Source organism: Candidatus Babeliales bacterium (assembly GCA_035944115.1).
Taxonomy (GTDB): domain Bacteria; phylum Babelota; class Babeliae; order Babelales; family Vermiphilaceae; genus DASZBJ01.
This window is the reverse complement of sequence record DASZBJ010000017.1, coordinates 51,455-70,626: the sequence shown is the minus strand read 5'-3', so window position 1 is coordinate 70,626 and position 19,172 is coordinate 51,455. Positions and strand designations below refer to the sequence as shown.

Annotated in this window: 14 protein-coding genes; all 14 read left to right on the top strand. The window is 37.7% G+C overall.

Annotation, left to right across the window (positions count from 1 at the left end; translation table 11 throughout):
• Positions 1–7: 7 nt before the first annotated feature.
• The 14 genes from VGT41_02250 to VGT41_02185 all read left to right on the top strand — a co-directional run bounded on the left by VGT41_02250 (position 8) and on the right by VGT41_02185 (position 19,039).
• The gene (locus VGT41_02250; GenBank protein HEV2601095.1) at positions 8–2,911 is read left to right on the top strand and encodes a BamA/TamA family outer membrane protein; all 2,904 of its coding nucleotides are present in this window, start codon (positions 8–10) and stop codon (positions 2,909–2,911) included.
• A gap of 73 nt (positions 2,912–2,984) precedes the next feature.
• Positions 2,985–3,443, top strand: a complete 459-nt coding sequence (locus VGT41_02245) for a hypothetical protein (GenBank protein HEV2601094.1) — start codon at positions 2,985–2,987, stop codon at positions 3,441–3,443.
• Entirely contained in the window at positions 3,430–4,194 is a 765-nt protein-coding gene (locus VGT41_02240; protein ID HEV2601093.1) for a hypothetical protein, read from the top strand. Before VGT41_02245 ends, VGT41_02240 begins: the two co-directional genes overlap by 14 nt.
• 44 nt (positions 4,195–4,238) lie before the next feature.
• Complete coding sequence (locus VGT41_02235; protein HEV2601092.1) at positions 4,239–4,694, top strand: hypothetical protein; 456 nt, start codon at positions 4,239–4,241, stop codon at positions 4,692–4,694.
• A gap of 98 nt (positions 4,695–4,792) precedes the next feature.
• The gene (locus VGT41_02230; protein ID HEV2601091.1) at positions 4,793–5,236 is read left to right on the top strand and encodes a hypothetical protein; all 444 of its coding nucleotides are present in this window, start codon (positions 4,793–4,795) and stop codon (positions 5,234–5,236) included.
• A 111-nt stretch (positions 5,237–5,347) separates the two neighbouring features.
• On the top strand, positions 5,348–6,067 hold the full coding sequence (locus VGT41_02225; GenBank protein ID HEV2601090.1) for a hypothetical protein: 720 nt from the start codon (positions 5,348–5,350) through the stop codon (positions 6,065–6,067).
• Positions 6,054–7,145 (top strand): ABC transporter ATP-binding protein, encoded by a 1,092-nt coding sequence (locus VGT41_02220; protein ID HEV2601089.1) that lies wholly within the window; start codon positions 6,054–6,056, stop codon positions 7,143–7,145. Before VGT41_02225 ends, VGT41_02220 begins: the two co-directional genes overlap by 14 nt.
• 13 nt (positions 7,146–7,158) lie before the next feature.
• A complete protein-coding gene (locus VGT41_02215) occupies positions 7,159–8,025 on the top strand; it encodes an ABC transporter permease (protein ID HEV2601088.1) in 867 nt (288 codons plus the stop codon).
• Positions 8,026–8,028: 3 nt separating this feature from the next.
• Positions 8,029–8,817, top strand: a complete 789-nt coding sequence (locus tag VGT41_02210; protein HEV2601087.1) for an ABC transporter permease — start codon at positions 8,029–8,031, stop codon at positions 8,815–8,817.
• The gene (locus tag VGT41_02205; protein ID HEV2601086.1) at positions 8,814–9,881 is read left to right on the top strand and encodes a spermidine/putrescine ABC transporter substrate-binding protein; all 1,068 of its coding nucleotides are present in this window, start codon (positions 8,814–8,816) and stop codon (positions 9,879–9,881) included. The genes VGT41_02210 and VGT41_02205 overlap by 4 nt, the downstream gene beginning before the upstream one ends.
• A 271-nt stretch (positions 9,882–10,152) precedes the next feature.
• Positions 10,153–11,883, top strand: a complete 1,731-nt coding sequence (locus VGT41_02200; GenBank protein HEV2601085.1) for a methyl-accepting chemotaxis protein — start codon at positions 10,153–10,155, stop codon at positions 11,881–11,883.
• A gap of 45 nt (positions 11,884–11,928) precedes the next feature.
• Positions 11,929–14,163, top strand: a complete 2,235-nt coding sequence (locus VGT41_02195) for a right-handed parallel beta-helix repeat-containing protein (GenBank protein ID HEV2601084.1) — start codon at positions 11,929–11,931, stop codon at positions 14,161–14,163.
• Positions 14,164–14,304: 141 nt separating this feature from the next.
• Positions 14,305–16,578, top strand: coding sequence for a right-handed parallel beta-helix repeat-containing protein (locus VGT41_02190; protein ID HEV2601083.1), 2,274 nt, complete (start codon positions 14,305–14,307; stop codon positions 16,576–16,578).
• A gap of 190 nt (positions 16,579–16,768) precedes the next feature.
• Complete coding sequence (locus VGT41_02185) at positions 16,769–19,039, top strand: right-handed parallel beta-helix repeat-containing protein (protein HEV2601082.1); 2,271 nt, start codon at positions 16,769–16,771, stop codon at positions 19,037–19,039.
• Positions 19,040–19,172 lie beyond the last annotated feature (133 nt).

Genomic DNA, 19,172 nt, shown 5'->3' with positions numbered 1-19,172 from the left:
TCCTGCCTTGCGTATATTTGCGATTATTTTTTTGATGTTTCAGTTTAGTGTTATTGCCTCTGCTCGTTTAATGGGCTGCGCGGCTATTGAGCTTAAGGTTACAGCAGAGCAAGATGGTATAGGGCAAAGAGTAGCAACGCTTTTTCCAGAGCCATTTTATTTGCAAAATATTACCTACACATCAGATGTGTATTTTCAAGAAGCAGAGTTTCGGTATTTGGTGGATATGCGTCCGGGAGAGTTAGTTGCTGCGCGTGATATTGAGCGCGCTATTACGCATTTGTTTAAAAAAAGTAAATTCGAAGAAGTTGTGTTGACCTGCGCCCCCCACGGTAATGGTATGAGTATCCATATGACTCTTATTGGCTTCTGGACAATTTCTAAATTAAAATTGCATGGCATGTTATTGGGGAAAGAGGGATATAGAAAATATTATGCTCTTGATATAGGTGAGCGATTTGATCAAACAAAGCATGACCATTCTATTGCGAAAATTAAAGAGGCCTTTTTAGTGCAAGGATATTGCAATGCAATAATAGAAAGCAAAATTGTGCGGGATGATGCCACTAAAACGATGGTAGTGCATCTTTTTTTGCATAAAGGAGTATCGTTTTTGGTGGGAGACGTTACGTTGCAGGTGGAACAAGGAGCACCGGGTGATGCGTCCGATAGTAGTCAATTACAAGCGAAGTTATATAAACGATTTTTTAAAAAAATGGTACGAGCTCGGTATAACAAGCAACTATTGAATGAGCAGATACGTGCGCTCAAGCGGTATTTGTTTAATAAAGGTTTTATTCACGTCATAGTTGATCTGCATGAAAAGATTGGTGCACATAATAAACATATAGATTTAACGTTTACCGTGAAATTACAGAAGAAAAAAGAGTTTGTTTTTCTGGGTAATCGTTTTTTTTCTTCTGATCAGTTGCTCGATCATATATCTCTATTTGGGCGTTCTGTTTGGTTGCTTCCTGCCGCATTATTACAACAAGATATTCTGGAGCTGTATCGTAAGCGCGGGTTTTGGGACGCTGCAATTGAAGTACGAGAAGAGAAAGAGCGTTGCTTTTTCATTATCAATGAAGGGATGCGGGTAGAGGTAAAATCCGTCCTGTTGCAAGGAATACATCATACCGATGTAGTTCAGTTGAGTAAAAAATATTTTTCGTCGTTTATTAAAAAAAAAGAATATGACATGGCATTGTTAGATGCGTGTTGTAATGAGTTAGTTGCATGGTATGTATCACAGGGCTTTTTGGAGGCGAAGGTTTCTCATATTTCTTGTGTAAAAAAAGTACATGCGCATGAGATTGTAGTAACCCTTCATGAGGGAGAGCGTAGTTATATTACATCTATAGATATACCCGGATATGAATATTTAGAGCAAAATCCATTTTTTGTAGATCTATTTCAATCGGATCAGGGAGTGCCCTTTAGTACGGATTTATTGTTGGCGCAACGGACATGGCTTTTGCAGTATTGTCATGCGCAGGGATATGCAGATATTGCTATTACGCCAGAGATAAAACGGGATGCAACGCAAATTCATATTGTTTGGAATATTAAAAAAACATCTGAGAAAGAATACTTTGGCAAAACGGTTATCGTGGGCAGTGCAACATTTCCGTTTGAATACATCATGCGTGAGTTGCGATATGCAGAAGGAGATGTGCTAGATCGTAAACAACTGAAAGAATCGATGTTGCGGCTAAAGGAGCTAGAAATTTTTGATTCAATACAGTTATATCCACAGCGAACTGCTGTCGATGATGAGCCTAAAACCGTTATATTAAAAATTCAAAAAGATGATCCATTTGAGTTGCGAGTACGTGTTGGTTTTGCTGCGCAGCAGATGAGTAAATCATTGCGTAACGCGGGGTTGACGTATCGCGCCGGAGGTTCTTTTTTAATAAAAAATCCATTTAATTATGCCGATCAATTATTGTTTAAGGCGGATGCTACGCGTTCGCAACGAGCTACGTTATTGCAGTATCGTAGGCCGTGGATTTTTAATATACCAATTCGAACGGTATTTCAGTTATATAGTAATAGATATGAGCAGCCAGGTCTTTTTGGTACCGTGAAAAATTTGTATCAAGTGACGCAGCAAGGATTTTTATTGGGTGGCGTTGATAGGCGTCAGTGTTTGGAGTCGAGTGTTAATATAGGTGTTGAATGGGTAAAAACGACGGTTTGCCAGCATGAATGCTCTTCGGTTTGTTTAACTGAAAATTTGGCGCATGCAATTCAATTTACCCCTCGATTATTAAATAAAAATATTCCCTATTTTTTGATAGAACCTACGTTGTTTATAGATTGCTTAGATAATCGATTAGATCCAAGATGGGGAAGTAGCACATTGCTGTCATGTAAAAGTATGATTCCCATGGATGGAAAGTATATGGACAGTTATTTTGTACGATTTCTTATGGAGCAGTCGCTTGTTCGTTCATGGCGTTCTTTGGTAGTTGCATGTCGTTTGCGTGTTGGACATATCTTTCATCAAGAGCTTGAAAATATTATGCCGATTGAGCGGTTTTATTTGGGCGGTGCCAATTCAATACGATCGTATGAAACAGATCGGTGTCCTCCTTTGGGATTGTATGTTGATGACACGGGTTGCCCTCAATTTGTTCCGCGTGGTGGTAAAACCATGGTTAATATGAACTTTGAACTGCGGTTTCCCATTTATAAAACATTACGCGGTGTGGTGTTCCAGGATTTAGGAGGCCTGAGCAGTTCGTGGTTTAGAGACCAAGAGCGCTTTTTGGTAGCAGGAACCGGCTTTGGTTTGCGATATACAACGCCAATTGGGCCAGTACGTTTTGACTTTGCATGGAAGTGGAGAAAGTCTCATCCAACCGAGTTGCCGTATGCATGGTTTGTTACCTTAGGACATGCGTTTTAGTGGAAAAAATGGTACATTATTTCTTGTCTTTATGATGCAGATATCATTCACATTTATTTATGTAGGGGTAAAAATGAATTTTAAACATATGGCGTTGATGCTGTTGTTGTTGCCGGTTGTTAGTTATGGTAACGAGATTGAAAGTCGCATAAAAGAACTGAAAGAAGCTCAAGTTGCAAAATCTAAGGAATTGATAGAAGTGCTTGCTATGGTTGAAGAACGGTCTGCGGATTATTGGCATTGGAGAGATATGATTGCAAAGTACCACAAGAGCAGAACAGAGGAAGATGTGGATCAGCTTTATATCGAATTTACAAAGCATTTCTATTCTGGAAACAGGATCGAGCAATTTATTGCAGGGATAAATAAAAAAACAAAAATTACTGTATTGGTTTATATTATGCGGGGTATAGTTCTTCAATTTTTGTATCAAGAGACGATACTTCGATACGATACTTTGGTAAATGATCTTACCGCTATTAATCTAAAAGTAGCTGCTTTGAAAGAAGGTAAGGTGCATGCTATTAATTGATAAAAGCCGAAAAGGGATGATCGTGCTGTTTGTTTCTCTCGGATCTTTTTTGTTAAACGCTCAGAATAAAGATGATGGGATAGGAGAAGCCGCTGCTAGGGAGGTGAGGACAGCAGGGGTTGAAAGTAGCAAAAACATTAAAGAGGGCTTAACAGAAATAGGACATAACATACAAAAAGCAGCTGAAATTATTGAAAGGGTGACGAAGGATTCTTTACCACAGATAGAGGCAACTTCATCAAACTTGGGGAGAAACTTTGGGCTGGGTGTGGTTGAATATATCGGTGAGGGTATTACAGGCGCTAAGACAGCTATTGTTGCTGGTATAAAAGCTACAGGTTCAGGGACGTCGGCAGGTGCAATGAAAGGTTTTACCTTTTTAAAAGCGACTGGTGCGAAAATTTTGGCTGTTAAAGCTACCCCTTATATAGTAGGAGCGGGAGTGGTGGGAGGTGCTGCGTATGGATCATATAAATTGTACCGGCATGTTGTCCCGACTGAGGAAGAAACAGAACGGAGGGAGCGGCAGAAAAGGCTTTTAATTGCGGAAGCTCAAGAAGAGCAAGAGCGAAAAAAACGCCAAAACAAGATTTTAATTGCCGAAGCGGAGGCTAGATTGGCGAGAGCTCAAACGATATTGGCCCAGGAAAGAGAAAAGATGGCACAAGCAGAGATTAAAGCAATAGAAGCGTCTATCTTGCTAAGAGCAAAACAATGTGAACATCAAAAAACGTTATTATCAAATAATTGAGCATGTTAAATTTTAACATATATCATTCATACTAGAGGTAAAAAATGAATTTTAAGCATATAGCATTAGTGTTATTTACGCTATTGCCAATGATGAGTATTTGCAATCAGGTTGAAAATCGGATTAAAGAGCTAAAAGAGGCCCAGGTTGCTAAGTCGCAAGATATATTAGAGACAATTGCTTTGGGTATTGAAAGAGCGAAAATTTATTTAAAAGAACGAAAGGTAGTTTTAGAGTTTTGGGAGTTGGGGAAAGAAGATTTGTTTAATGATTTTTTAGATGAACTTATAGAGGCTTTTTATTCTGGGAGGGATATTGAAGTTCTGATTGAGAGAAGTCTACTAAACAATGACACTAGGGCAGATTTAAAATTTTTGTTGATAGAGGTCGCTGTTGCAAAGTTTTTATATAGGCAGTCGCTCTCTCATTACGAGAAATTAGTCAATGAATTGACAGATGTTAATATTGAGTTGCATCGATTGCAGAAGGAAGCCATATAGATTTGATTATGAAGAATTAGGTTTTTTGTAATCATCGTCTCTTGTTTTTATCTTTATGATGCAGATATCATTCACATTTATTTATGTAGGGATAAAAAATGAATTTTAAGAATATGGCATTGATGCTATTACTATTGCCTGTAGCAAGTTTTGGCAATAAGATTCAGAAGCGCTTCGAAGAGCTTAGAAATGCTCAGGTTGCTAAGTCGCAGGAAGTATTAGAGGCGAGCAATTTAGTTGCTCAAAGAGCTGAGATTTATTTAACCAAAAGAAAAGCAGTTTTAAAATTTTGGGAGTCAAAAAAAGAAGGTTTACTTGATCCATTTTTAATTGAATTCACAAGGGCCTTTTATTGCGGTGGAGATATTGACGTTCTTATTGAGAAAAGTCCAGTGAATAAGGAAGATATTGAGGCGTTAAAATTTGCTCTTATGGGTACTGCTGCCGCAATATTTTTATATACAGAGGCGGTTTTTCAATATCGTACACGAGTCACTGAGTTAACTACTATCAATATAGAGTTAAATCGCTTAGAAGAGTAGCAAGCTCGCGTTTCAATTCCTGTAAATTGCGTGATTACAATGTTTGATTTATATGAAAAAAAGAGTATTGTTAAAATTTTAATTAATACATGAAATTTATGGGGCTAGAGAATGGAAAATAATTTTGAAAAAAATCAGCAACATCATGGTCATGATCACGGGTATGATGAGCATCACGATCATACTCTTATCGGTGAATTAGTCTGTCATTTGCCATATGCAGTTTTTTCGGTGGCAATTGGTTTAGCAGTGCTCAGTTTTTTAACCTATTTTACGATTGTAAGATCTATAGATGATGCATCGGTGCGCAACGGAGCAGGGGTCCTGTTTCATAGTTTTCACTTTATGCATATTCTATTTGCGTCTACGGGAACTTTAATCACCTATTTCCGATTTTCAAAAAACATGCTACAAGGCTTACTCGTTGGCATTATTTCATCAACAGTTTTCTGTACATTGTCGGATGCGGTAATTCCGTATTTGGCGGGTGAAGTTTTGGGAGTGAATATGTCCTTCCATTGGTGTTTCTTAACAGAGATGCATAATATTTTACCATTCTTATTCATTGGTCTTTTAAATGGAGTTGTGATGAGTCGTCATCACCCATCCAAGCAGGGCATGCTTTCTGTGCTTTCTCATTTTTTCCATATTTTAATTAGTTCATTCGCTTCGATTTTTTATCTTGTTTGGGGTGGATTTACTTGCTGGTATGCGAGCATTGGAATGGTATTCCTCTTTTTAATTATTGCAGTGGTGATTCCTTGTACATTGTCAGACGTCGTTATTCCTATGTTGTTTGCGAGAACTGGAACAAATCATGAGAAGCATTAAAATCGATCGAGTCAGTAAATTTTTTAATGGTGAACCGATTCTAAAAGAGTTGAGTCTCACTATTCCGAGTGGTAAGTTTTTTGCTATTCTTGGCCCCAGCGGCAGTGGCAAAACAACATTGTTACGACTTATTGCGGGTCTTGAGACGGCAGATTCAGGGCGGCTGTTTATCGGTAATCAAGATATTACTGATGTGCCGATCAATGAACGCAGAGTGAATACGGTGTTTCAAAATTATGCACTGTTTCCGCATATGAATGTGTTTGATAATGTTGCATATGCGCTTACGATAAAAAATGTGCCAAAGGATATTGTTGAGCGTCGTGTGGTGAAAATTTTGAAAACGGTACATTTAGAGCGGTATATTTATAAATCTATCCAACAGCTTTCTGGTGGGCAACAGCAACGAGTTGCTCTTGCTCGTGCAATCATTAATGAGCCGGATGTATTATTGTTAGACGAGCCATTAGCTGCGCTTGATTTAAAATTGCGTGAACAGATGTTGATAGAATTAATCGAGCTGCAAGATACGTTAAAAACAACGTTTGTGTATGTTACGCATGACCAATTTGAGGCGTTAACCGTTGCAGATTACATGGCGATTATGAACAAAAATGGTGAGATTGAACAGGTTGGTACTCCAAAAGAGATTTATGAATTTCCAACATCCACGTTTGTAGCGCAATTTGTTGGTGGTGCCAATATTTTATACGGCACAGTGAGATTGAGCTCTGGTGAGGCGGCTATACATATTCCTGAACTTGGTAGTTTGCCGATTTCATTAGATAGGAATAGTAATATGGCACATGAAGGTGCTTCGGTTGCGATGAGTATTCGTTCTGAAAAAATTGATATTAGTAAGACACCATTGACTGGGTTTTCTAATCATTTGCAAGGTACAGTTGAATCAATTGTATATCATGGCCGTTCGACGCAATATAACGTGCGTCTTTCACCGCAACATTTGGTGCAAGTGTTTGAGCAAAATGAAGAACATTTTGTTACCGAAACTATTGACTATGATGATCGAGTTCATTTGTATTGGCAAAAAGAAAATGTAGTGATGCTTGAAAAATAATGAGGGACTACGTATGAAAATGCGTGAACTATTTAATCAAGAATTTGCTTTTTTTATGTCGGTTCCCGCATTGCTGTGGCAGGTTGTCTTTTTTTACATACCTTTGGCGATTATTCTTTTTTCTGGGTTCGTAAAACAAGATGCGCATACGTTTTTTAGTAGTCTTACTCTGGAACATTTTAGTTCTTTTTTTGATCCTATTTATAGCGCAATTATTGCTCGATCCTTTCTTTTGGCATTAGTGAATGCATCATTATCTGTTTTGCTTGCTTATCCAGTTGCATATTATGTGGCCGGTGCAGCAGATCGTGTAAAAAATATTTTATTGTTTTTGTTGATACTTCCTTTTTGGACTAATTTTTTAGTACAGGTATATGCATGGTTTTTTGTTTTGGAGAAGCATGGACTGATCAATTCGGTACTTATGAAAATCGGTCTTATTTCACAACCGTTAATGCTACTTAATAATACGTTTGGCATATATATTGTTATGTTGTATTGCTACTTTCCCTTTGCGGTCATGCCAATATATTCAGTTTTGGAAAAGTTAGATAAACGGATGCTTGAAGCATCATATGATCTTGGTGCTACCTCATGGCAAACATTTCATCGTGTGATTTTACCGCTCTCATTTTCGGGAGTGAGTATTAGTTTTTTCTTAGTATTTATAGCCTCATTTGGTGAATTTGTTATTCCATCATTATTGGGTGGTGGTAAGCAGATGTACATTGGTACATTAATAACCCATTATTTTTTGGTTTCTCGTAATTATCATCTTGGGTCTGCATTTACCTTATTAACGGTATTAGTTTTGTTAGTAGGGGCAGCGTTACTTTATAGTTTTATTGGGCGTATCATAAAGAGATCAGGAGGCGCATAGCATATGGTACATCGATCGTCATTAGCACAATATTGTACATTATTGATTGTTGGGATTATGTATCTTTTTTTATATATACCCATTATCGTGTTGATGGTTTTTTCATTTAATAGCTCGGTGTTTCCTTATGTGTGGAAAGGGGCCACATTAGAATGGTATGCAGAATTATGGCGGTCATCGCAAGTGTGGGATGCATTGTATAATTCATTGTTGGTTGCCTGCATGACGGTTGTATTGAGTGTTGTTATGGGAGTATCATTTGTTTTATATGCGACCCGTAATTTTATGATGCGTGCTATGGTTGTTTTTTACGGTACGCTCGCAGCACCTGAAATTGTATTGGCAGTTGGGTTACTCAGTTTTTTTTCGTTATGTTCAATTGCTCCTGGTTTTATGACCCTTGTCGCAGCACATACTTTGCTTGGTTTAGGATATGTGGTACCAATTGTGTATGGCAGATATAGTGAGTTAAATTATGCATTGATTGAAGCTTCATTTGATTTAGGAGCAACTCGTTCTCAAACATATTGGCGCATTATTATTCCGCTCTTAAAGCCCTCGATTCTTGCTGCAGGATTACTTGTTTTTATTATTTCGCTTAATGATTTTGTCATATCCTTCTTTTGCTCAGGATCAGAAACTCAAACATTACCAATGTATATTTTTTCAATGATTCGATCAGGCACTACTCCCGTAGTGAATGTTCTTTCTACTGTGTTGATGGTGGTTAGTGGGTTATTAGTTTTATTATTCTTTTCGTTGCAAGTTAAAAAAACGGAAATATTGTCATGAAAAGATTGTATGGAGTTGTATATATTCGTACGTTGATTGTATTGTTTTGGGCATTGGTTCTTTTTTTATTTTTGATGTTGCCAGCTTTTTCACGTTTTTTTTATGAAAAAAAAAGTATAAGTATTTTGATTTGGCCTATGATTCTTGATACTACGGTATTGCGACAATTTGAAGCAGAAACTGGTATTAAGGTGTATGTGAATTATTATGAAAGTAATCCTGAATTGTATAGTAAGTTAACGAGCATTAAAGAGCATGGGTATGATTTAATCTCCCCGACAGATTATATGGTAGAGCTGTTAATTCAAGAAAAAATTGTACAAAAAATAGATGTATCAAAACTATCATTTATAGATGATATACGACCGGAATTCCGTAATTTATATTTTGACCCACGCAATGAATACTCTATTCCTTATTATGTTGGAGTTTTCGGATTAGGCATTAATAAACAGGTTATAAATCGTGATTTAGAGGGATTAGATTGGGATTTTGTTTTTGATACAAAACAAATTTCATATCCAATTTGTATGCCAGATGATCCGCGGCAAGTAGCTATGTTAGCGTCAAAATATATATTTGGCACTATAGATGCATTACGTAGTCCAGAAGCGATACAGCAAGTCCGTGATTTATTGATCGAACAGAAAAAATTTGTACAAGTATATTCAGAGGCTCGAGCAGATGAGTTGCTTGCATCAGGAAGTTGCCCAGTGGTAGTAGGTATAAGTTCTGATGTGTGGAAAGTGATGCGTGAAGATGAAAATATCACATTTGTTGTACCAAAGAGTGGCACCTTTGCATCATTAGAATTACTTACCATACCGCAATCAACAAAAAAAACAGATTTAGTCTATCAGTTATTAAACTTTTTATATCGCGCTGAAGTTCTGAAGCATAATAGTATCCGATATGGTTTTTGTCCTCCTTTGGTAACTGTTCCAGTTGAATCAAAAAATGTTTTATGTATCACTAGTGAACAGATGAGTAGCATGAGTTTTTTTAAAAATGTACTGTCAAATGATGAAATACAGGATTTATGGATATCTGTTTTATCATACTGAGATAAGTTGACATTACTTATAAAAAGATTTACAAAGTATTCAATAGTTATTAGATATATAAAAAAGGATGAAAGTAGGTCTTTTTTACCGCCTTTTTTATTAAACTTCCCGTGAATAATCAATGAAAAATGTGAGATGATATTTGGGTTTTTACTGTATAAAAGAAGGAGAATGAGTAGTAGATGAAATGTCCTAAATGGGGTTTATGTTTAGGTATCAGGAAGCAGTTTTAAATGAGTGGTTTAACTTGTATAAAAAGGGGCAGATAGCTATGAAGGATACCATACAAAATTATGCTGCGCAGATTTTTTTTGTATTGCTATGTTTGCAAATACCATTTGATGTATTAGCTTGTGATGATGTGGCGTTCGCAGATGTCGACGTTTATAATATGGATATTACAAAGGCAGATGTGACCTCTTGTGCATCAAAAAAAAATGCTTTAACGCAAGCAAATAATCTTATAAAAGCGTCGGGGATTCCCGGTATTTTAAAAGAACATTTTGCTAATGATTTGTGTTTAGCTGGTAGCGTCGATCAAATAGCGCAAAATGTAGTGCGGCTATTGCAAGATGCAGGATATATTTCAACGACGGTGGTTGATACATCACGAGTAGTGAATCTTGTCGCGCAAAATGTAAGCCAGATTATGCAAAATTTGACAACATTTGCAGCAGATATGGAAGCTACTTCGGGAGTAGGTAATAATACGGCAAGTATGGCAACAATCATGGCAGGAAACCTGTCACAGCTGTTGCAAGATGCAGGCTATATTTCAACTACGGTAATTGATGTATCGGTAGTGGTTAATTTGATTTCACAAAATTTGACTAATTTTATAGCTACCATGGATGTTACTTCTGGGGTGGTTGTAAATATTTCAGTATATGCGCAAGAGATAGCGCAAAATGTGGTGTGCTTGCTACAGGATGCAGGATATATCTCAAGTACGGTAACGAATATTTCAGAAGTTGTAGGATTAGTTTCATATAACTTAACAAATCTAACGCAAGATTTTACAGAAACGTCATCTGTGGTTGCACAGACCGCAGTCTGTGTGACGGAGACATCCGAAAATATTGTACATATCTTACAAGATGTTGGGTATCTTTCAAGTAATGTAACAGATATTTCAGAGGTTATAAGATGTGTTTCGCAGGCTTTGACAGCTCTTGTAGATAGTACGGCAGTAATGTCACAGACCGTTGTCGGCACTGCTGATTGTGTCCAGGTTGTTGCACAAAATGTGGCACGAGTGCTTAGAGATCTTGGATGTTTATCAAATAGTGTGACGGATATGTCAGCGATTGTAACAGTTATTGGACAATCTTTAGCGCAAGTTGCAGATAATATGGTAGGAACAACAGAGGTTGTTTGTACAACAAGTAGTAATGTGATACTAACGGCAGAACGAGTAGCATGTGTACTCAGAGATCTTGGTTATTTATCAAATGATGTAACGGATATGGCGCAAGTTGTTGAAGCTATTTCGCAGGTAGTAACAGGTCTTGTAGAAAGCATGTCAGAAACATCAGGTAAAGTTGCAGATACATTAGAGGTTGTTGATTGCATTCAGCAGGATGTTACCTGTCTTGTGCAGGGGCAGAGTGATATTTCACAGCAGTTGGTTTGCTTGTCTGAAGATGTGACAAGTGTATCAACAGCAGTGGAAGATCTTTCGCAAAGTGTGACCAGCCTTTCTCAAGATGTGATACAAGTTTCTCAAGAGATAGCAGATCTTTCGCAAGATTGTGCATGCTTATCAAATGATTTTATTCAGACCTGGACGACGCTATCCAGTGATTTTATTCAGACATGGACGACATTGTCTGATGATTTTTTACAAACATGGACGGTAATTGGTGATGTGGATGATTCTTCGGTAGAATTGGATGCATTTTGCACTGTAGAAGATATAGATAAAGCGGATATGAGTGTTGTTGCATGGTGCAAAACAATTGTACGGGCGTTATGGAGATTGCATAGCCGGGAATGTGTGTAAAATTAAGTGATATAAAGAGAGTAGTTATATTGTGATGGGAAAAAGATGTATAATAAAAAATTGTTTATAAGGGTTGCACTACTGTTTAATGTGGTATGTGCAACAAGCGCCTTGGCTGAGCAAGAAGTTGCATCTAGTAGATTTTATGAGCCAACAGGCTCACGAGGTCAAACATGGATTGAAGAAGCACTTTGTCAACTTGGACAGAAAATTGATGATATTGATGTTTGTTGTGAAGATCCATGTGCCTCTACGCCAGTTACAGAAGCGGTAATACTGACAGAAAGCGGTATTTATTGCCTTGCTAATGACATAACAGGGACAATGATTATTGCAGGATCAAGCATTACATTGAACTTAAACGGACATATAATATTTTCAGGTTCTGATGGAATTGCGATTGCATCAACTGCATCAGATGTTCGTATTAGAAATGGTTTTTTAAAAGGATCTGGATCAGATCGAGCTATCTTTATCAATGGTGCAACTGACGTGCGCATAGAAGATGTAAGTTGTGAAAGCTGGGACATAGGTATTTACGCACTGGATGCTACTACCGTTTCGGCTGATCGAGTTATGTGTAATGAGAATTGTACAGCAGGTATGTTATTTGAAAATAGTACTCCAGTTTTAGTTCGTAATAGTACGTTTAATGATAATCAGATAGGCGGATTTGCGACAGGCGACAGTAGTGTTGGATTTATTAATTGTTCTGCGTCAGGGCAGGTTTCTTCAGATTGCTTAAGACAGCGTCCTATTGATGATCTGTCTGCAATTGATCTTTTTAGAACAAAAAAACTAACGCGAACATGCATACAAAGCAACGAGCAAGTTGGGTTTTATTGTGCTGGTGCAACGGTATTATACCGCGATTGTTCGGCTTCGAACAATTTTATAGGTTTTTTGAGTGAGGGAGGTCAAACTGATTTCTTTAATTCCGTTGCTGAAAGTAACTGTCTAGGGTTTGTGCTTGAGAGCGATCGGCATACTTTAACAAATTGTTTAGCAGAAAATAACGTTGAAGCTGGATTTGCATCAGAGCCTTATTTGGGTGAAGTTATTTTCCGTGAATGTATTGCAAAGACGAACGCTGTATATGGTTTTTTAGAAGTGGATATAGCAACTGATAATGCAAAGAACATGTATTTAAACTGTGTTGCATGTAATAACGGCATTAACTATTCTCCTAACATTATAGCAGCCAATAACGCTCCAGTAACTACGTCGAAAGCCGCTCGTGGATTTGATAATATTGATTGTAGCTTGCCGGAACCACCAACATGTGCAGCAAAACAAGTTTCAGAACCACAAACATTGATAGAGCCCGGTATTTATTGTTTGACCAATGATATTTGTGGCACAATTTGCATTGAAGGATCAAGCATCACCTTAGATTTGAATGGATACACAATTCATGGTACGTGCGATAATAACGCTATTTGTGTTAAGTGTACGGATGAAGTGCGTATTAAAAATGGACGAGTAGAGGGTAGTTATTATGCTCATGCTGGTATTGATGTACGTGATTCTCTCAATGTGAGAATAGAAGATGTTACTTGCGAGGGTTGGTCTATCGGTATTAAAGTAAAATATAGTTCGCAAGTGGTTCTTGAACGCATTATTTCCAGTGACAATCAGCAAGGCGTAAATTGTAAGGAGGTTAATGGACTTATAATACGAAATTCTATTTTCGACTACAACTGTGAGAATGGGGTCTATGTACGATCCAATAGTCAAGCTGAGCTCGTTGGATGTTCTGCAAAGAATGAATTTACGGATCAAGCGGATGCAATTGCGTTTCATTGTGCTGATTCTAAAGTGTTGTTGCGTGATTGTTTTGCCGACGGATATGGTGTTGGATTTGGTGCAGAATGCAGCGGGAACGTTCAGATGTATAACTGTGTTGCAGAATGCAATACGGTATCAGGATTTTCAGTAGATGGCGATCAGATTTATTTAACAAACTGTGTTGCTACTAAAAACTATAACGGATTTGTGATGCCGTCGTCATATGATGGTAAAGTTACTTTGCGTGATTGCGTTGCAAATGCTAATGAAGAATTTGGATTTTTTGATGGAACTACTCCGACAGATGAATCAGATAATATGTATCTAAATTGCGTCGCTTGCGATAATGATACTAATTATTCTTTCAATATTATTCTTGCAAATAACGCGCCGGTTACTTCAGCGGCTAATGCACGTGGATTTGATAATATTGATTGTTCAGATTTTACACCTGATTTGCTATCTCATGTAATTGAAGTGTTACTTGGTTAGGATATTGGTGTTTAGCATAAGGAGGACGTAGAGTTTTGGAGTAATTGTATAGAAGGCGATGAGAGTCTCTTGTTGCATCTTTGTAATATGCATATGGAACAAGAGGTTGTGATGAGAATGTTTATAATATAAGGAAGTACAATGAATTATAAAAGCATGTTGCTAACAGGTGCTGTATTATTCTTTCATTTGGTAAATGCAACCGGTAATGTGAGCAATAAAGGGGTTGATGCTTCTCGGGCATCTAATGGAAAGGGTTTATCCTGTATTCAAGATACACTGTGTGCGCTTGTAGAAAAAGTTGATAATCTTGCGTCTTGCGAAGATAATACATGCGCAGCTACGGTAATTACGGAAGCACAATTATTATCAGACAGTGGTATTTATTGCTTGGGTAATGACGTAACAGGAACCATTATCATTACAGGATCAAGTATTACATTGAACTTGAACGGGCATGTAGTATTATCTGGTTCTGATGGAATTGCAGTTGCATCAACTGCATCAGATGTACGTATTAAAAATGGATTTGTACGAGGGTCTGGCGCCGATCGAGGTATATTTATTAATGGTGCAACTGACGTACGCATAGAAGATGTAACTTGTGAGAACTGGGAAAATGGTATTTACGCCCTTGATGCATTTACTGTTACATTGGATCGCGTGATGTGTAATGAAAACGAAGTTGGTGTGTTATTTGAAAACAGTACAGCAGCCGTTGTTCGTAATAGTGCGTTTAATGATAACTTGCTTGGGACCCTTTCAATAAATGGTAGTATTGTTGAATTTATTAATTGTTCTGCGTTAGGCGAGATTGCCTCAGACTGCTTAAGACAACGAGCTGTTGTGGATCAGTCGGCTCTTAATCGGTTTGGCGGAAAAAATGCAATGCGAGCATGTACACAAAATAATGAGACAATTGGATTCGGTTGTGGTGATGCAACTGCACTCTATCGCGATTGTTCCGCATTTAATCTCTTTTTTGGTTTTATGGCTGAAGGTGGGCAAACCGATACCTTTAATTCAGTTGCTCAAGGCAGCTTCATAGGATTTGCTCTTTTTGGTGATAGACATACGCTTACAAATTGTTTAGCTGAAAATAACTTTGAAGCTGGATTTGCGTCAGAGACTTTTCAAGGTTCAGGTGAAGTTATATTCCGTGAGTGTGTGGCTAAAGGTAATTTTGGATATGGTTTTTTAGAAACGGACGTAGTAACTGATAATGTATCAAACATGTACTTAAATTGTGTTGCATGTAATAACGGTACTAACTATTCTCCTAATATTTTAGGTGCGAATAATGCGCCAGTCACTACACCGACAGCAGCTCGTGGTTTTGACAATATTGATTGTGATTTAAAAGAACCAGCAACATGTGCAGCAAAAATGGTTTCAGAACCACAAACACTTACAGAACCAGGTGTATATTGTTTGACTAACGATATTAGCGGGACGATTGTTATTGAAGGTTCAGGAATAACGTTAGATTTGAACGGTTATACTGTTTTTGCACAATTATTAAAAGCTGGTAATAACAATGGTATTAATATCAGCGATGTAGATGAAGTACGTATCAAAAATGGCCGTGTACAAGGCGCTGATAACTTCAATAGCAGCGGTATTTTTGTAACTAATTCTTCCAACGTGAGAATAGAAGATGTTACTTGTGAAGGTTGGACTATTGGTACTGAGATGGAATGTAGTTCTGAAGTAGTTTTGGATCGCGTATTTTCTAGTTATAACGATAATGGTGCAACATGTAATCATGTTACAGGGCTTGTGATACGCGATTCTATTTTTGATTACAACTCTGATAATGGGGTGTATTTAAATGGTGGTTCTCAAGGTGAGATTGTGCGATGTACTGGAACGGGAAATAATGACTTCCCAATTACAGATTTAGTAACATTGGGCGCAACTACTTTCCATGTTGATGAATCGCAAGTAATACTGCGTGATTGTTCAGCATCTGGTTATGTAATTGGTTTTTCTGTTACAGGATGCCGTTGTAGCGTAGACTTGTACAATTGCGTTGCAGAACAAAACTATGAAGGGTTTGTATTGGATGGTTTGCGAGCATGTGCGACAAATTGTGCTTCGAACAATAATGTTTTCAGTGGATTCTTTATGCCAGTAGATTGCGAAGGCGGTTTTGTTACACTACGCGATTGTTCAGCGATAAGTAACAGTAGTTTTGGATTTGTTGATTCTACTGTTCCTACTGATACATCAGTAAATATGTATTTAAACTGTGTCGCATGTCTTAATGGCATTAACTACTCACCTAATATTATTTTAGCAAATAATGCTCCGGTTACTTCAGCAGCGAACGCTCGTGGGTTTGACAATATAGATTGTAGCGATACAACTCCAGATTTGTTGGCAGCCGTGATTCAGTTATTACTTACATCATAATGGTTGAATAACTGATGATATGCTTTTTACGTTGTAATTGATTATTAAGCGCCCTTTGCAGATGTGAAGGGCGCTTAATAATACCAATTTAAGGATTTAAAAGGTGTATGTAGTACTAAAAAAAGGAGAAGGCATTATTACAGTTTTTGTTATGCGGTATTGATAAATTAGAATCAAAGGATGGCTAAAGATGAATTATAAAAATATTTTGTTGATGTCTGTTGTGTTGCTTTCTCATATGGTAAATGCAACCAGTAGTAATGTTGAGCAGGATGTTGCATCAAATAGATTTTGTGCGCCCAGTGGTGGAAAGGGTTTAGCGTGTATACAAGACACTATTTGTGAGCTAACAAATAAAATTGATGCTCTTGTATGCTGTGAAGACCTATGCGCAGCTACGGTAATTACGGAAGCACAAATATTATCAGAAAGTGGTATCTATTGCTTGGGTAATGACGTAACAGGAACCATTATCATTACAGGATCAAGCATTACATTGAACTTGAACGGGTATGTAGTATTATCTGGTTCTGATGGAATTGCAGTTGCATCAACCGCATCAGATGTGCGCATCCGTAATGGATCTGTACGAGGTTCTGGGGCCGATCGGGGTATATTTATTAATGGCGCAACTGACGTGCGCATAGAAGATGTAACCTGTGAGAACTGGGAGATCGGTATTTATGCCCTTGATGCATTCACTGTTACTTTTGACCACGTGATGTGTAACGACAACGGTACGGCAACAATCTTTGAAAATAGTGTTGGAGCTGTTGTTCGCAATAGTACCTTTAATAATAATGAATTTGGAGCGTTGGCAGTAAACGGTAGTATTGTTGAATTTATTAATTGTTCTGCATCAGGAGGAACTCAGATTTCTTCAGATTGTAGTCTAAGAGGACAAAGTGTCCCTGCTTTGCGAGTAATTAATCGTTTGAAAGCAAAAAATATGACGCGACGGGCTTCAAGCAATAGTTTGGTTGGGTTTCTTTGTGATAATGCGACTGCATTATATCGCGATTGTTCAGCATTTAATTTTGCGGTAGGTTTTACCAGTGAGTTTGGTCAAATTGACGCGTTTAATGCAGTAGCTGAAAGTTGTTGTATAGGATTTTCACCCATTGGAGACAGGGCCACTTTGACAAACTGTATAGCGGAAAATAATTTTGAAGCTGGATTTTTCTCAGGGACAGGCTTAGGTGAAGTTATTTTTCGTGAGTGCGTAGCAAAAGGTAATTTTGGATTTGGTTTTTTTGACGACACGCTGGGAACTGATAATGTATCAAACATGTACTTAAATTGTGTTGCATGCAATAACGGCACTAACTATTCTCCTAATATTATAGCTGCGAATAATGCGCCAGTTACTACTGCGATAGCTGCGCGTGGTTTTGATAATATTGATTGTGATCTTCCAGAACCAGCAACATGCGCAGCAAAAATGGTTTCAGAACCACAAACACTTACAGAACCAGGTGTGTATTGTTTGACTAACGATATTGTTGGAACGATTGTTATTGAAGGTTCAGGAATAACGTTAGATTTGAACGGTTATACTGTTATTGAGCAGTTGTTAAGAGCTACTGACAGTGCCATTTATGTCAACGATTCAGATGAAGTACGTATCAAAAATGGCCGTGTAGAAGGTGGTGACAATTTCAACAGCAGCGGTATTTATGTACGTGATTCTTACAATGTGAGAATTGAAGATGTAACGTGCGAAGGTTGGTACCGTGGTATTCGAGCAAAATATAGCTCTGAACTGGTTCTTGACCGCGTTATTTCAAGCTACAATTATGATGGTGTAAACTGCAAAGAAGTTACAGGGCTTGTGATACGCGATTCTATTTTCGATTACAACGCTAATAGTGGGGTGCATGTACGTCGTAATAGCCAAGGTGAGATTTTGCGATGTACTGGAACGGGAGATAATAACTTTCCAATTACAGATTTAGTAACATTTGGTGCAACTACTTTCCATGTTCATGAATCGCAAGTAATACTGCGTGAATGCTCAGCTACTGGTTATGTAATTGGTTTTTCTGCTAAAGGATGCCGTTCTAGCGTAGACTTGTATAATTGCGTTGCAGAGAGCAACTATGAAGGTTTTGTATTGGATGGTTCGCGAGTAAATGCAACGAATTGTGCTTCGAACAATAATGCTTTCAGTGGATTCTTTATGCCAGTAGATTGTGAAGGTGGTTTTGTCACACTACGCAATTGTTCAACGACAGGTAACAGTAGTTTTGGATTTCTTGATGCTACCCTTGTAGGATCAGTAAACATGTATTTAAACTGTGTTGCATGCGCCAATGGTATCAACTACTCACCTAATATCGTTTTAGCAAATAATGCTCCGGTTACTTCAGCAGCGAATGCTCGTGGATTTGCTAATGTAGATTGTAGTGATATGACTCCAGATTTATTGGCAGCCGTGATTCAGTTATTACTTATACCATAATGGTTGAATAACTGATGATATGTATTGTGCATTGTAGTTGATAATAAAATAAGCGCTCTTTGCCAATGCTAAGGGCGCTTATTTTATTATAAATTATAAGAATACAAAAAATGGATGTTGATCTTTTTAATAA

Coding starts and splice junctions, on each gene's coding strand:
- VGT41_02245 (HEV2601094.1), top strand. CDS start 2,985: ATGAATTTTAAACATATGGCGTTGATGCTGTTGTTGTTGCCGGTTGTT.
- VGT41_02240 (HEV2601093.1), top strand. CDS start 3,430: ATGCTATTAATTGATAAAAGCCGAAAAGGGATGATCGTGCTGTTTGTT.
- VGT41_02235 (HEV2601092.1), top strand. CDS start 4,239: ATGAATTTTAAGCATATAGCATTAGTGTTATTTACGCTATTGCCAATG.
- VGT41_02230 (HEV2601091.1), top strand. CDS start 4,793: ATGAATTTTAAGAATATGGCATTGATGCTATTACTATTGCCTGTAGCA.
- VGT41_02225 (HEV2601090.1), top strand. CDS start 5,348: ATGGAAAATAATTTTGAAAAAAATCAGCAACATCATGGTCATGATCAC.
- VGT41_02220 (HEV2601089.1), top strand. CDS start 6,054: ATGAGAAGCATTAAAATCGATCGAGTCAGTAAATTTTTTAATGGTGAA.
- VGT41_02215 (HEV2601088.1), top strand. CDS start 7,159: ATGAAAATGCGTGAACTATTTAATCAAGAATTTGCTTTTTTTATGTCG.
- VGT41_02210 (HEV2601087.1), top strand. CDS start 8,029: ATGGTACATCGATCGTCATTAGCACAATATTGTACATTATTGATTGTT.
- VGT41_02205 (HEV2601086.1), top strand. CDS start 8,814: ATGAAAAGATTGTATGGAGTTGTATATATTCGTACGTTGATTGTATTG.
- VGT41_02200 (HEV2601085.1), top strand. CDS start 10,153: ATGAAGGATACCATACAAAATTATGCTGCGCAGATTTTTTTTGTATTG.
- VGT41_02195 (HEV2601084.1), top strand. CDS start 11,929: ATGTATAATAAAAAATTGTTTATAAGGGTTGCACTACTGTTTAATGTG.
- VGT41_02190 (HEV2601083.1), top strand. CDS start 14,305: ATGAATTATAAAAGCATGTTGCTAACAGGTGCTGTATTATTCTTTCAT.
- VGT41_02185 (HEV2601082.1), top strand. CDS start 16,769: ATGAATTATAAAAATATTTTGTTGATGTCTGTTGTGTTGCTTTCTCAT.